This is a genomic window from Bulleidia extructa W1219 (assembly GCF_000177375.1).
Lineage (GTDB): Bacteria > Bacillota_I > Bacilli_A > Erysipelotrichales > Erysipelotrichaceae > Bulleidia > Bulleidia extructa.
Genome location: NZ_ADFR01000009.1, coordinates 1 through 13,881 on the forward strand (window position 1 = coordinate 1; position 13,881 = coordinate 13,881).

The 13,881-nt window shown below is 33.9% G+C and carries 13 protein-coding genes and 1 pseudogene; 3 read left to right on the forward strand and 11 right to left on the reverse strand.

Annotated elements, in window-relative coordinates; all coding sequences use genetic code 11:
* Positions 1-347 precede the first annotated feature (347 nt).
* From HMPREF9013_RS04480 to HMPREF9013_RS04490, 3 genes are read right to left on the reverse strand one after another with little or no spacing between them, the layout of a single operon-like run.
* Positions 348-947 (reverse strand): YitT family protein, encoded by a 600-nt coding sequence (locus HMPREF9013_RS04480; RefSeq protein WP_006627193.1) that lies wholly within the window; start codon positions 945-947, stop codon positions 348-350.
* Positions 947-1,663 carry a ribulose-phosphate 3-epimerase gene (locus tag HMPREF9013_RS04485; protein WP_040333592.1) on the reverse strand — a complete coding sequence of 239 codons (717 nt, stop codon included), beginning with the start codon at positions 1,661-1,663 and terminating at the stop codon, positions 947-949. Before HMPREF9013_RS04485 ends, HMPREF9013_RS04480 begins: the two co-directional genes overlap by 1 nt.
* 3 nt (positions 1,664-1,666) lie before the next feature.
* Positions 1,667-2,827 (reverse strand): iron-containing alcohol dehydrogenase, encoded by a 1,161-nt coding sequence (locus tag HMPREF9013_RS04490; protein ID WP_006627195.1) that lies wholly within the window; start codon positions 2,825-2,827, stop codon positions 1,667-1,669.
* Between the two features lie 240 nt (positions 2,828-3,067).
* Here HMPREF9013_RS04490 and HMPREF9013_RS04495 point away from each other — a divergent pair, with 240 nt between their 5' ends.
* Positions 3,068-4,285: an aminopeptidase gene (locus tag HMPREF9013_RS04495; protein WP_156780640.1), complete on the forward strand. Its 1,218-nt coding sequence runs from the start codon at positions 3,068-3,070 to the stop codon at positions 4,283-4,285.
* Here HMPREF9013_RS04495 and HMPREF9013_RS04500 read toward each other — a convergent pair.
* A complete protein-coding gene (locus tag HMPREF9013_RS04500) occupies positions 4,278-4,895 on the reverse strand; it encodes a PRD domain-containing protein (protein WP_006627197.1) in 618 nt (205 codons plus the stop codon). The two genes, HMPREF9013_RS04495 and HMPREF9013_RS04500, sit on opposite strands and share 8 nt — an antisense overlap.
* Positions 4,879-5,772 (reverse strand): helix-turn-helix domain-containing protein, encoded by an 894-nt coding sequence (locus HMPREF9013_RS04505; RefSeq protein WP_006627198.1) that lies wholly within the window; start codon positions 5,770-5,772, stop codon positions 4,879-4,881. The genes HMPREF9013_RS04500 and HMPREF9013_RS04505 overlap by 17 nt, the downstream gene beginning before the upstream one ends.
* 136 nt (positions 5,773-5,908) lie before the next feature.
* On the opposite strand from HMPREF9013_RS04505, the gene HMPREF9013_RS04510 reads away from it, so the two are divergent.
* Positions 5,909-7,495 (forward strand): PTS transporter subunit EIIC, encoded by a 1,587-nt coding sequence (locus HMPREF9013_RS04510; protein ID WP_006627199.1) that lies wholly within the window; start codon positions 5,909-5,911, stop codon positions 7,493-7,495.
* Between the two features lie 350 nt (positions 7,496-7,845).
* Here HMPREF9013_RS04510 and ahpC read toward each other — a convergent pair whose 3' ends face one another.
* The 3 genes and pseudogenes from ahpC to HMPREF9013_RS07465 form a co-directional block, all read right to left on the reverse strand.
* Entirely contained in the window at positions 7,846-8,409 is a 564-nt protein-coding gene (gene ahpC, locus HMPREF9013_RS04515) for an alkyl hydroperoxide reductase subunit C (RefSeq protein WP_006627201.1), read from the reverse strand.
* Between the two features lie 286 nt (positions 8,410-8,695).
* On the reverse strand, positions 8,696-9,160 hold the full coding sequence (locus HMPREF9013_RS04520) for a hypothetical protein (protein WP_006627202.1): 465 nt from the start codon (positions 9,158-9,160) through the stop codon (positions 8,696-8,698).
* A gap of 485 nt (positions 9,161-9,645) precedes the next feature.
* Positions 9,646-9,771: pseudogene (locus HMPREF9013_RS07465) on the reverse strand (IS3 family transposase); the annotation flags it as partial.
* Between the two features lie 222 nt (positions 9,772-9,993).
* Here HMPREF9013_RS07465 and HMPREF9013_RS07470 point away from each other — a divergent pair.
* Positions 9,994-10,149, forward strand: a complete 156-nt coding sequence (locus HMPREF9013_RS07470; protein ID WP_006627204.1) for a hypothetical protein — start codon at positions 9,994-9,996, stop codon at positions 10,147-10,149.
* A 58-nt stretch (positions 10,150-10,207) separates the two neighbouring features.
* Here the strand turns inward: HMPREF9013_RS07470 and HMPREF9013_RS04525 are convergent, their stop codons facing one another.
* The 3 genes from HMPREF9013_RS04525 to HMPREF9013_RS04540 all read right to left on the reverse strand — a co-directional run bounded on the left by HMPREF9013_RS04525 (position 10,208) and on the right by HMPREF9013_RS04540 (position 13,825).
* A complete protein-coding gene (locus HMPREF9013_RS04525; RefSeq protein WP_156780642.1) occupies positions 10,208-11,941 on the reverse strand; it encodes a thioester-forming surface-anchored protein in 1,734 nt (577 codons plus the stop codon).
* An 894-nt stretch (positions 11,942-12,835) separates the two neighbouring features.
* Complete coding sequence (locus HMPREF9013_RS04535; protein ID WP_006627207.1) at positions 12,836-13,240, reverse strand: hypothetical protein; 405 nt, start codon at positions 13,238-13,240, stop codon at positions 12,836-12,838.
* 30 nt (positions 13,241-13,270) lie between these two features.
* The gene (locus tag HMPREF9013_RS04540) at positions 13,271-13,825 is read right to left on the reverse strand and encodes a hypothetical protein (protein ID WP_006627208.1); all 555 of its coding nucleotides are present in this window, start codon (positions 13,823-13,825) and stop codon (positions 13,271-13,273) included.
* Positions 13,826-13,881: the final 56 nt, after the last annotated feature.

The following is a 13,881-nucleotide window of genomic DNA, read 5'->3' on the forward strand; positions in this document are numbered from 1 at the left end:
TGGGAAATTAAATATAAATTACAAAAACAATTATTTTGGTTTTTATTCCCATCTTATACATTCATGAACTTATCTTTTCTCCTTTACAAAATCATATCCAGACGCTTTCGTTGTCAACATAGAAAATAATCTTTATTTTCATAAATCCATCAAGTTCATATAAAGATTTTCAAACAAATATATTTCGGAACATTAGACATTATTAGGAAGATTTATTCTGTTTTCAGACCTTTTTAAAATAGACATCTTGTTTCTTGGGTCATTGAGGTTACGGCGTTTAAACCATTTAGAACGAAGCGTGTTATTTTTAAGTCATAAAAAAGTACACTCCCTAATCAATGTTTGATTTATGGGAGTGCACTTTTCTCAACTTTATTAGCTGTTAATAATTTGATGGTCATAACAATTATACCTAATGAAATGGCAGAGAAAAAAGAGGTATAAAATTGTTTCGATATCACGCAAGAAAATATCACAATAATCATATCAATCATAAATATGATTTTAGATAACTTCCATCGATGATTCATTTTCTGTATTAAATAAGCAATTGTATCCGTGCCTCCTGTTGCACAACGTTCTCGAATGGCAATAGAAATCGATATACCGACCAGTATCCCGCCGAAAATAGAAGCAATGAGTATGTGATTGACCACATGTATCTGCGGTATCATTCGTAAGAATAACGGTATCATAACTGTAATCAGAATCGTTTTAAATACAAATTTATTCCCTAACACAAAAAAACTGATCATCAACAGTGGCACTGAAATACAAAGAGAAATAAAATCAACCGGTAATCGGAGCAAAGAACTCAATATAATAGCCATCCCCGTAATTCCACCAGGCGTTAATGAATACTCCACAAAGAAGAGCCTGACTGCCAAAGCAGTCAGACCGGAAGATAACACCAAGAAACCAATTTCTTTAAATGACGTCCTAAACATTATTCCAAATTGAACTTTTCGGCCGCATCATCGATTACTTTACGGCATTTTTTGACAGCGGCAGTGATCCCTTCTGGATCTTTAAAAATAGCTGAAGACATGATGATAACGTCAGGATTACAAGCAATTAACGGTTCCATATTATCCGCCCGTAACCCACCATCCAGTGCAAGTTCACACTTCGGATTTTTTTCATCAATCAGTTTGCGAGCGCGTACAACTAAATCAGTAACGCTTCTTCTCCATCCCCAGTTATCTGCGCCATCCGTTTCATCCACACCATGTGTAACAATTTGTAAGCGGTCAATATCATAAATGGATTCTTCCACAAAACAAAGTGGCGTATAACAACCGATCGTCAAACCAACTTTAATGTTCCTTTCTCGACACCAGTTAATAATATACGTTAGTTGTGCTCCTATAAAATGTTCGGCAGGAACAATCAACATGTTTGCGCCGGCAGCGTGAATTTGTTCAATAAACATTTTATCCATGGAAACCGTATAAATATGACATTCCACTGGTATTTTAACTTCCGGACGGATTGCCTGAATAATTTGCCATCCCCCCATCAACTTCATATTTTGCAAATCATGCATATCCGCCGCATCGGAATGGATATAATCCACACCCGCCGCTTCCGCTTCCCTAACAAGTTGTGTTAATTTTCCATAATTAATGTGAGCAAGTCCGGCCGCAATTTTAATGTGTTTCATCATTCATCTCTCCTTTTCTGACCATATTTCTTTTAATATATTCTCTATTGTTTCTTCTGATTCCATCGGTAAATGCAAATTTGTAATAAACATATGGATATGATCAATGGTATCTTGATCCATGTTGTAATCCGAAATATGTTTGTTTAATTCGCATTCCTGCATAAATGTATCTACCATTTCTATAAAGCATTTTGCGGCATCAATCTCATCAGAAAATTTCCTTGTTGGGAAAAGATACCGTGCAAGAGCGGCGTATTTCTTTTGATACTTTTGTAATGTATGATGCAAAAAAGGCGGATAAACAATAGCCAAAGCCTCACCATGGCATATATTTGTATAACTTCCGATGATTTCCGAAAGAGGATGAGGTAACATCGCACCACAATTACTTAATGAAATTCCTCCAAATGTATCCGCAAGCATCAATTCTTCTCGATATTCAATGCGATTTTCCTTTAGAACAAGCGGTAAATTCTTTGTGACTTTTTTAATCCCCTCTTTTGCCAACAGATTACAAATCGAATTTTCACTCCTTAGAAAAGATTCCACACAATGGGAAAAGGCATCAAACGCTGTTGCTTTTGTAATGGCTGGTGGTAATGACAAAGTCAGAGTTGGATCTAAAATGGCTAACGTGGCATAAAGATCTTGATGAAAAATCGTTTTCTTAAGTTTATCTGTATCCGTAAGCACACACGCTTGTGTACACTGTGATCCGGTTCCAGATGTGGTTGGAATAGCAAACAACGGTAGTCGATTCGTCATCTTCTCATAATGCTTTCGAAAATCATTAAAAGTATCAAACAAGAAATCCCATGTATACTGTTTATTCCCATACAGAATTGAGCTGATTTTCGCAACGTCAAGAACCGATCCGCCACCAACGCCAATAACAACATCCGGTTCAAAATCACGCATCATTTTCACTACCGCATCAACTGTACGAATAGAGGGATTGGGTTCTACTTGATAGAAAGTTTGAAATGTCATTTTTTTGGAAAGTATGTTTTCGATTCGTGCCAATAAAGGCTGTATCGCTTCACATAGAACAGGCCCAATCACAAAAGCTTTCTGACCATATTCAAGTGCATATTGAGCCAGTGAATCGACTTTATTTTTCCCAAATACAATCTTTGTCGGTTGATAATTTATGAACTCCATACTACCTCCTGATACAAGCATTATAAGAGAAAATAAAAGACTTGTTTTTTTCGCTATATACCAATAGAATGTGGTACTTTTATACCAAACAAATGCCTCCGAAACTTTTGCGATACAGTTCATTTTTATAGACATCATGTCATCGACATGTAGTGTATTTCCTATACACTACGGTAATCAGACATTACGACCATACAACTTTAAGGGATTATACTACATATATAGTAGGAGATGAAAAGTATGAAAAAACAACTAGAAAAACTGATTGATATCTGGTTACAAGTAGGCATCAACATTCAAGGCGGTCAACCGTTATACATTACATTACCGGATGAATACACCTACTTAAAAGAAATCTTTGATGTCAAAGCCCAGCAATTAGGAGTCACAAATATCACCTATCAATTCACCCAATCTTACGATTCGCTGTTGAAGAATTATCATGGTCATTTTACAACATACGATAATGATTTAAGAGAACGATACGCCATAAAAGAAGACTTATTAAAAAATAACTGTGCCTATTTGGAAATCAGAAGAGGAATTGATTATTTTCAAGAAAATCAAGCTGACGCCTTACAAAGCCTCAAACAAATCGAAAATCGCCACAATCTTTCATTTCGGAACAAGAAAAGACAACAAGGTAATATCGTTTCTTGTAAAACCGTAATCCCAACACAATATTGGGCCGATTATCTTTTCCCAAAAGAAAAGAATGCTCTGACAAAATTATGGGATTTGTATTTTGACATTACACTAGCCAATTTAGATGATGCTATTTCTTTATGGAATCAAAGGATTGATAACATTCAAAAACAGGTTATCTATTTGAATCAACAGCAATTTAAATCATTATCATTTACAACTGAAAAATCTCACTTAAATGTCGAACTGGTTGATAACCATGCTTGGGTAGGGGGATGTGAGATAACAGACAAGAATATTCGTTACATGCCTAATTTTCCAACACAAGAAATATTTACAGCCCCTAAAAAGACCGGTGTAACCGGTGTGATGTGCAACACCAAACCGCTCTGTCATACTGGTAGAGTTGCAGATGATTTTACATTGTGCTTTGAACATGGAAAGCTAATTCAATATAACGCTATGAAAAACCAGGAATTATTAGAAGAAATCGTCCATGCGGATGAGAATAATTCCTATTGTGGTGAGATTGCTATTTTACCGGGAACAACAGAAATTTCCAAAACAAATACTGTCTTTCATACGACAATACTAGATGAAAACGCAGCTTGCCATCTTGCTCTTGGATGTGCCTATCCATGTAGCATCCACCAAAAAATAAAATTCACAAAAGAAGAGTTTGAAAAAGCTCATTTGAATTATTCAACTTCCCATGTAGATGTTATATTTGGAGATCTCAGTATCACTATTATAGCCCACACGAAAAATGGTGAAGTAATTCCCTTGATGCAAGATGGGAAATGGTCTATCTAAAAAAACCATTTCTTTTTTCTTGACGGATATCTTGTATTTTTTCATTTAATAAATGTATGAACTCCGGATTCATCAACTCAGGGATTGAAATCACTTCTATATCAGAAGAGACGTGATCAACCGTACTCAAAATAAAATCGCCATGAAAGTTTTGTAATTCCACTTCATCTTGAAGCTCGATAATTTTCATATGAAAGGCAGATGTGTGAAGTATATTTAAAAATAACTTCTTTTTAAATGAGTGTGCTTGTGACCAAAATCCGCAAACAATTGTATCGGATTGAATTTCCTGCACCGATGCCAAAAGCAACGTAATTGTTGCAATAGCATCTTTTGGTAAAGTGGCTTGTAAAGTGTTTTCTGTAAAAGTATTTATAGAACCGGCAATTGAAAATAGTTTTGGAAATTTATGGATAATAAGATCTGTACTCGGATTATAGCAATCGTATTCAAAGTTGAATTTTTGCATCGTCTTTTCTAGAAATGGAAATAATTCTTTTTCAAATTGTTTTGTGTTTTTGATTTTTACAATCGAATTTATATGATTTGTAAATTGATGAATGATCTCTAGCAGCAAAATGGGATTGCTGGATTCACGATATATATTCATCTGTCGAACAAAGGTACACCGACAACTGAGCAATGAGATAAATCATTTCTTCATCGGATAATTCCACATGGAAATGACGAGTTAGTGTTTTTAGATGTTCTTCCAGATAATGGCGAACTTCAGAGTTTTTAATTTTTTGCGCTGTACCTGCATTCAGAGAAGTAAACTGGTGAGCCTGCATTCTGAAAATGGCAATTTGCACAAATAAAACGGCTCTTTGTAAGTCACTTTCTGTGATTTTTGTATGAGTTTCTTTAGCGGTTTTAAGAATGAAATTTCTGATTTTTTGTATGATAGATACTTGAGTTCTATCACTTAGATATTGATAAACTTCTGGCGATAAAGAGTAGACGGATATATCGTGATTCAGCATAGAACAAGTTAAATCCAACAAACAATGTCTAATCCGCTTTTCACCGGACAAAATACAAAGACCTGTTTTTCTGTTTTTAGAAATAGTGATGTTATATTTTGAGAAAAATTGTTTGATGTGCTTTAAATCATCATAAATACTAGGACGGGTAATATACAATTTCCTTTCTAACATGGAAATCGTCACTTTATGAAAACTGGTCAACAGAAGAAATGCAATAATATTCTGCCGTATTTCAGAAGAGACTCGCGTGCTTTTGGTTACTTCGGTTTCACAAAAGTGATAACATTTTAAAATGTCTTCTTTCGTTCCATGTAAGCGAATTCCGATACCTGGATTTTTCTGAATTTTTATTTTGTAATTATGAAATAGCGAAATGATTTCAGGCATGTTATTACGGACGGTTTTATTGGATAATTTTACCTTGTTTGAAATGATTTCATAGGTAAATGTCTCTGTTTCTGTTAGCATTGCAATAGCAATGGTATAAATATTAAGTGGCATATATAAACTCCATTTTTATCATTATAAACGTGGATATTTACATTTGTATATAATTGCCACAATGAAGTGTTATTTCAAGATAAATTTTGTAAGCGATTTCCTTGCTAAACTAAAACCATACTAGTAGGAGGAGAAAATGAAACTGATTCAAGAGAAATTACAATCATTTGCAGGCGCAATGATGGTTCCAATCATTTTGTTAGTGCTTGTCGGATTTTATGTAGGTATCGGCGCTGCAGTAACAAACTACATTATGCCAGGCAAAAATATCATAAATACAATCTTCACCATGTTTACAAAAATAGGATTCATGTTTATGAACAACTTGCCACTCTGGTTTGCTATCGGCATTTCATTCACATTAGCGAAAAAAGAGAAAGGGTGGGCAGGATTTGCCGGCATCATCATGTTCTTCTGTTATATTACCTGTATTGGTACTTATGCGAAAGCACAAGGATGGACAGCAGAAACCGTTGCCGTTAAGAATTTAATTAAAATCGGATATACACAAGGAGCAGCTTTAAATTTCAATGCACTGTGGGGAACTGTTTCGGGAATCTTCACCTTCAACATGGGTATTTTTAGCGGTATCATCGCGGGTATTTCAGCAGGATTTATTCACAACAGATTTTGTGAAACAAAGTTTAATTCCATGTTTGCTTTCTTCCAAGGAACAAAATTTGTCATTATCATGGTCACTATTCTGGCTGTACCGTTAGCCATCGTTACTTATTATATTTGGCCAATTTTTGCCGGTCTATTACAATCCATTACGAAATTGATCACGTCTTCAGGATACTTTGGAACATGGTTATTCGGTTTCATTGACAAAGCGCTATTACCGTTTGGTATTCATCATTTAATTGCCTTCCCAATTGAATACTCCGCTGTCGGTGGAACAATGACCATTGATGGGACGGTTTATGAAGGGGTTAGAAATATTATCGTTGGTCAAGCGGCTTCTGCCAGTGCTACGGGATATATCGTTCGTAACTTTACAACGGGAAGAATATTATTCCAATTTGCGGGCTTACCTGGTGCTGCATTTGCTATGTATAAATGTGCAAAAGTGGAAAACCGAAAGAAGGTTGCTTCCTTGCTAATACCGGCAGTACTGACATTAGCTTTGGTCGGTATTTCTGAGCCAATTGAATATACTTTCTTATTTGCTTCACCAATTTTATATTGGTTGGTATATGCACCATTATGTGGAATATGTTATGTTTTAACAGAATTAACGAAAGTATCTATTAATGGAAACGCATTATTCTTTATGATTCCAAATTTATTCCAACCAAACAAAGTACATATTTTCTCATTGTTATACTTATTACCTCTGACATTTGTTACCTATTATGTAGCATTTAAATTTATGATTAAGAAATTTAACATCAAAACTCCAGGAAGAGGAGATGATGAGGTGAAACTGATCAGTAAGAAAGAATATCAAAAACTTAAAAACCAAAATTCTGATAATGATCGTCTAGAAGCAAGAATTGTAGAAGCTTTTGGTGGTGCTGATAATATTGAAAGTGTTACCTGTTGTGCAACACGTCTTCGTGTCACTGTTAAAGATGAAACAAAAGTAGTGGAAGATGAAGATTGGAAAAAATACTTAGAAGCGATGGGTTGTGTTCATAGTGGAAAGAGTTATCAAATTATCTATGGTGTAAGCGTGAATACAATCACCACTGCTGTAAAAGATATTCTAAAAATAGACTAAGAATTTCATCTATCAAAACATTGAGTATCTATCCAGAAATGAGTTACTTATAAATCACTCATAAAAATGCCAAAAGTGTCGTTTATCACAACCTTTGGCATTTTTAATTTACTCTATAAACCTTTTATTTATCATTCTTTAAAACCATATCATGATGTATTTCATCTACCATTTATTTTCCATTTCTTCTCTTACATCAGTAACATCTAATTTATTTCCATTTTTAAATTTCTTCATTATTTTCATGATTTCAAAGTAGTCATCTATCAGAATATAAACATAGTAAACCATATATATCAGCTCAAAACAAAAAAAGTACCATAATCATTTATGGTACTCACTTTTGAACATTATAACTTGCCTACCAGATCCAATCCCGGTGTTAATGTTTCTTTGCCAGGTTCCCATCTAGCAGGACATACCTGATCGCCATGTTGTGCAACAAATTGAGCCGCTTGAAGCTTCCTTAACAATTCTTTAGCATTTCTTCCTATGCCATTGGAATTAACTTCATATAAAACCACTTCATTTTGTGGATTAATCACAAAAGTTCCTCTTAAAGCTTGCCCTTCTCCGTCAATTAAAACTTCAAATTGTTCAGAAAGATGAAAAGATCTATCGGAAATCATTGGATATTTAATTTTTTTGATTGTTTCTGAAGCATCCCACCATGCCTTATGAACAAATTCTGAATCTGTTGATACTGAATAAATTTCACAATCAATCGCTTTAAACTGATCATAAATCAAAGCTAAATCTTCCAACTCCGTTGGACATACAAAAGTAAAATCCCCTGGATAAAAGAAAAGAACACTCCATTTTCCTTCCAAATCTTTATCCGTTACCGTTATTAGTTCTCCATTGTGATACGCCGGAACACTAAATTCTTCTATTTTTTTCCCTATTAAACTCACGATATTTACCTCCTATCATTTTAGTTTCTATCTAAGGTAAGCATACTATATCACAACCAGGAATCATTCAACCACTCATATGACCACATTGAACATCTCAAATTTCATTTTCACAAACTTACCCATCGTTTCATTTCAACCTTTTTGATACTTGGTTCATCGTTTGATATAACATCCAAAATATGGTTATTGGTATTCATCCTGTAATGACAGACATGATAAGACCTGATTCTTTTCACATTTATTTTAAAATTTACGAAATATAAGTACTGAGGAAATCGCATATCTAAAAACAATTATCTCCCATACCGTTTTTTATCTCCTTTTTCAAAATTTTATTGGCTGCTATCATCATAGAAATGAAAAGTGGTGCTACTTGAATGATAAGTGCTGGAAACAACTTAATGAAAATGGTTAAAACAGTTCCTTTTTTCTCATACCAAGCACTTCCCCAACTTCCATTAACCAAAGGAAATGTCGATTCATAAATGCCGATAAACCACTTTACAAAAGTGTTATCTACATATTTACTATTTCCGATAAAACCGAATATAAACCAACAAATAACAGGTATGTATATCGTGATGATAAGCCAAGTTATTTTTCTGGTATTTTTCGTAGCTTTCATTAAGATTTTTTCTTTCTCATCTTCGCTTAAATTTTGTAAAGCTTCATTTTTAAGGCATTCTCGCTTAAATTTATATTTGATATACCTATACTGAATAGACTTTCGCACATCAAATTTTATCACTGTACTCCTCCTGATTATCGTTATTTCGGATAGTATCTTATTTTATTATTGTTAAAAAGTCAATGTAACTCTCTCGTTAGTTCTTTCCAATTGACAAGACTTTCTAATCATTTTTATCGTCTGTAGTAAATTCCATACTCATCGTATCTTGGCATTATATTATCTCTAACAATAATGATTTTCCTAAAGAAATCATCAATTCGTTTTAGAGAGTTTCTTTATCCTATCTTTTAGCAACATACAAAACATAAGCTTTTTCAAAATATGCCAAATACTTTGGAATAGTATTATTTGATATATTTATCTTTTTTCTGAAGCATATTTTATTTGTTGGATAGCTTAAAAGGATTTGTAAGCGATCCTACTGATGATGATACAAAATCTAGTAAAACTTCTAATACTTTGAAGTGCACCCAATTTCTTGGACACTTTAATTGGCAGACATGATAAGGCTTGATTTCTTGCCTGACAAGGAGTTAGGCCTTTTAATTTTGTCTGTATTCTTCCAACGTATGGAATTCATATTCATGTCCATAGAGCATCTCATTCTTCATCTTTCCAAAGAAGTTCTCCATCACACAGTTGTCTAAGCAGTTTCCTTTGCAAGACATCAATGATGTTTGTAAAGACAACATTGAAAGAGGAAACAATGAGTCACCCTAAGTCTCCTACATCAAAAAAGGAGAACTTCTACACTTTAGTGTAAAGAGTCTCCCCCAATTATAACAATGAAAAATATTCCTATTGTATAATCTTTACTCATTCCTTATTTCTACTATACTTGATTTTTACGTCTATATCCTATTAGTACCAGTAATACTCCTGAGGTGAACATGAACCATGTATATTGGAATATGTTATTTCTATCTCCTGTATTTGGCACTCGTGGCTTATTAGATCCCGGATTATTTGGTGTTGGTGTGAAAGGCTTTGTTGAAGTTTCTTTTTGGCTGATTATTATGAAACCATCTTTCATATTTCCTTTATAAGCCACTTTATATCGCTTTCCACCAATCAAAACACTATTTGAATTTTCTCCAACTTCTTTTATTGTATACTTATGTTTTTTCCACCCAGCGTCGCTGATACCGGCAATCCCTTAAATGTTACTGTCCAGTTATTTCTTTTGTTCAACTCTTTTACATTACCTGTTGCTGTTCCATCTTTATACAGTTCTACTTTGATACTATCTACAGGTGCTTTTATCTTGTTACCATCTGATCCTTTCCAATCTATTGTTACTTTGACATCTCTTGTTGGTGGTATCATTGGTGTCCATGGTTTTTCTGGTGTTAGCACTTCTTTCTTATCTGTTACCGTTAATTTATTTCCATTTGTTTTCACTTCATTTCCATTTGCATTTTTAACTGTAACTTTTCCTTGCTCATCCACCTCAAAAGTAATATCTGTAACTTTTAAGTATCCGTTAGGAGCTACTTCTTCATGGAATATATAGGTTCCGGCTTTTAACTTAACTGTTTCACTTTGTCCTTCTTTAGATATCCACTCCTTTACCACTTGCCCTTGTTCATCTTTTATTTGAATTTTGGCTCCCGCGATTTCTTCTGACGCTATGTTTACCTTACTAAAAATCACTTCTTTTTCAACTATTTCCTTAGGTAAAATTGTAAATGTTTGTGATTTATCTTTCGGATCTTGATGTAATAACTCTTGTTTCTTATCCGGTTTTCCATCTCCATCCGTATCTATCACATTTCCTAATGAAACAACTTTTTCAAATACTACATAAGATTTTCCTGCTTCTAAATTAAGCTTGCCAAAATTTAATATCCATTCACCATTTCCTGTTGCATTCGGTTTTAAATTACTACTATTAACCAGAGAAACAGGACGCCCCGGATTAACAAGTTTTCCATCTTTTACTTCGTAAATTTCACCTATTACATCATATTCTGCATTTGGATAAAGTCCTTTATATGTTATCTTATCGGAAACTTCAACTCCACCTTTAGTATCATTTCCCTTTAATGTCGCAATTTCATTTTCAGTTGAAGTTTTTCCCCCGGCTGTTACTGTTGTCTTTATTTCTCCAACAGGTTGGTCTTTTTTTAATCTACCGGTTACAATAGCTTGATATCCGATTTGACTAGGTTTATAACCACGAAGTTCAAAATCAGCAGGTACAGTAATATTGTCTACAGCCTCACGCAATAAATATACCGCTTTTCGAGCCTGTTCTGAGTATTTATAAAACCAATATTGGTTACTATCTTTATCAACTTTGTAACCATCTGTATAACGCCATATTTCATTTTGAACAACAGTATGGAATTCATTAATTGCATCTTGTTTAGTTGCCCAACCTGATCTTCCAATAACATTTGTAGGATCTTTTAAATAAATATAAATAAGCTTAGATACTTTATTCCAAAGCACGTCATGACTTGTAGAAACGCTACCCGGTAAGTGATTATCTCTAACCAGTTTATTAAAACTTTCTTTGTTTAGATTTAATATTTGTTCATATACACCAAAATATTCATCCTTAGCAGCATTGTATCCGGGGTATTTCTTGCTGTTTGCCATACAAAAACCGAACAGTTCTACCGGAGTATGAGACTCGTCCGATGTAACCATACCTAAACGATTATTGTTACCTGCTGAGTAATATCTACCATCTGGGGATACCCCTGTGGCATCATTAGGGAATCCACCAGAATTAGTTTTTGAAGATAATTGAATTGTACTTGATATTATCATCAAAAAGATAACCAAAAACGAAACTGTGCTTTTAAAAATTTGCTTGCTTCTTTTTTTCATTTCATTACTCCTCCCATATTGAAGCGCAGATCATTTACACCTTAATAATTTCACAGTAAATACTCATAATATTTTAGGTCACTTAACTTTATGTAAAAAATATAAACAGATTTTAATTATCATATAAAACCAATCAAAAATGGTTTCAATTTCTTCTAGTTAACATTTCTAAATTTTTGTCAGCTAAATTATAGCATAAGCTAAAATAAATTGTTGACTGTTTTTACGTACTTTTTATAATATTTATTTTCATATACAAAATGTAAAGATTGCAATACATATTGCAATTATCTCATCAATCATGCCCTCCTGATGCAATTTGCCGATGGTTACTACTTCAGGTATAATCTACTCTAATCTCTTAAACAGTTGTTCAAGTTCAATCCGATCACGGATGATTTCTTTAACTGACAGAACATTATCGCTAAGGTGTCAATTAGTGAGCACGTGTCTCTATCTTCCTTTCCCGTCTGGCAGTCCAAGGAAAACATCATCATAACGGGTGTGCTCGCGGTAAAATTTTTCACTTACCTCTACCTATTTACGGGTACTTTTGAGGTAGATATCATCCAGTTAACATTTATGTCCAGGAAACTGGATATACATTAATTCCTCTATCCTCCTTTTTTATCCGCTAGAACCAAATAATGAATATCTTTAATCACCCTTTCAAAGATCTCAATGTTTTTACTAACAAGTTATTTTACATACTCAAATGTTTCTTTAATGATTTTTGGCTAATTGTAAGTTCCCTAAGGACCATATCGGTCTCTTGCAAAGTCAAAGTATTCCCTTCAATTGCATTCAAATTATACGCATATTCCATAGACATTTTATTTTTAAGAATAAGCAAAGTTTTTTCTCTAGTGTTGTAAGCACTCAATTTATCACTCCTTAATATATCTCATAAATAAGTTCTGAATCCGGTTGGAAATTATCATCAAATTTTACTAAAAAATATAATTCTCCAGCAGGAGATTCACCGACATGGTATCCGAAAGCAAATGCGTTATAGCAACCACTGGCATCAAATAAGATATCTGTGAGAGATATTGTTTCGGTATTTTCGCTATGGAATGTATCTTCGATAATCCGATGTGCTTTTTTATCTAATTCATTCAGTTTGGTAGCAAGCTTTTCCATAAAGTGACATGGAATGGAATGGATATCTTCTTCACAATATCCGCTGAAGTTAAACTGTAATTCTTGTTCAAATTTATGTCCTATAAAATAAATACCACTGCTACGAGAGTCCCAATATTTTCCATTCCACAGAGCAAGTAATTCTTCTTTTTTCATAACTCACCTTCCGTCTTATAAAAACCAGTGCTATTCGTATTTCGTGACATCATACCCCAATTCTCTCAATGCATCTACCTGCTTTCTTTGATGTTCGACAGTGCCACAAGCACAGTTAATATTTGAATAAATATAACTTTCCGGCCAATTATCGTACACATTGTCCAAAAATCTGGGAATGCTCTCGTACATGGGCAAGATATTTGAAAGAAAGCCTTTTTTTAGACACTGTATATATTCATCTTTAGTGATTAATGTTGAACACCCGTTTTTGTCAGATGCATTGCATCTCTCAAGAGAAGCTTTAATGTCCCAAGGAGTGAAATAAATTAAGTAGGAAGGTGTGCTCCAACGCTCGGAATCTTTTTTATCCGGAGACGGTAAAATTTTTCCCCAGAATCCTCTTTTTACTGCAAAGGAGCCTGTAGAAATATATAGACGATATGGTGTTTTTTCGAATGTTTCGTGACAAATTTCTTTGTCTGTTCGTTCAAATATACCGTATACATCGTGTGATAAGAGACGAGCGTAGTAAGGTATTTGTGCGGGTATCTTATAGATTGCGCCAAGTTCATATCTTGCCATTTTTTCCTCCTGTTTTCTATTTTCACTTTTTGAATGCAACCACTCATAGTCTGAAC

Coding starts and splice junctions, on each gene's coding strand:
- HMPREF9013_RS04490 (WP_006627195.1), bottom strand. CDS start 2,827: ATGGAGTTCATAAATTATCAACCGACAAAGATTGTATTTGGGAAAAAT.
- HMPREF9013_RS04510 (WP_006627199.1), top strand. CDS start 5,909: ATGAAACTGATTCAAGAGAAATTACAATCATTTGCAGGCGCAATGATG.
- HMPREF9013_RS04495 (WP_156780640.1), top strand. CDS start 3,068: ATGAAAAAACAACTAGAAAAACTGATTGATATCTGGTTACAAGTAGGC.
- HMPREF9013_RS04540 (WP_006627208.1), bottom strand. CDS start 13,825: ATGGCAAGATATGAACTTGGCGCAATCTATAAGATACCCGCACAAATA.
- HMPREF9013_RS04535 (WP_006627207.1), bottom strand. CDS start 13,240: ATGAAAAAAGAAGAATTACTTGCTCTGTGGAATGGAAAATATTGGGAC.
- HMPREF9013_RS04480 (WP_006627193.1), bottom strand. CDS start 947: ATGTTTAGGACGTCATTTAAAGAAATTGGTTTCTTGGTGTTATCTTCC.
- HMPREF9013_RS04500 (WP_006627197.1), bottom strand. CDS start 4,895: ATGAATATATATCGTGAATCCAGCAATCCCATTTTGCTGCTAGAGATC.
- HMPREF9013_RS04525 (WP_156780642.1), bottom strand. CDS start 11,941: ATGAAAAAAAGAAGCAAGCAAATTTTTAAAAGCACAGTTTCGTTTTTG.
- HMPREF9013_RS04485 (WP_040333592.1), bottom strand. CDS start 1,663: ATGAAACACATTAAAATTGCGGCCGGACTTGCTCACATTAATTATGGA.
- HMPREF9013_RS07470 (WP_006627204.1), top strand. CDS start 9,994: ATGAACCATGTATATTGGAATATGTTATTTCTATCTCCTGTATTTGGC.
- HMPREF9013_RS04505 (WP_006627198.1), bottom strand. CDS start 5,772: ATGCCACTTAATATTTATACCATTGCTATTGCAATGCTAACAGAAACA.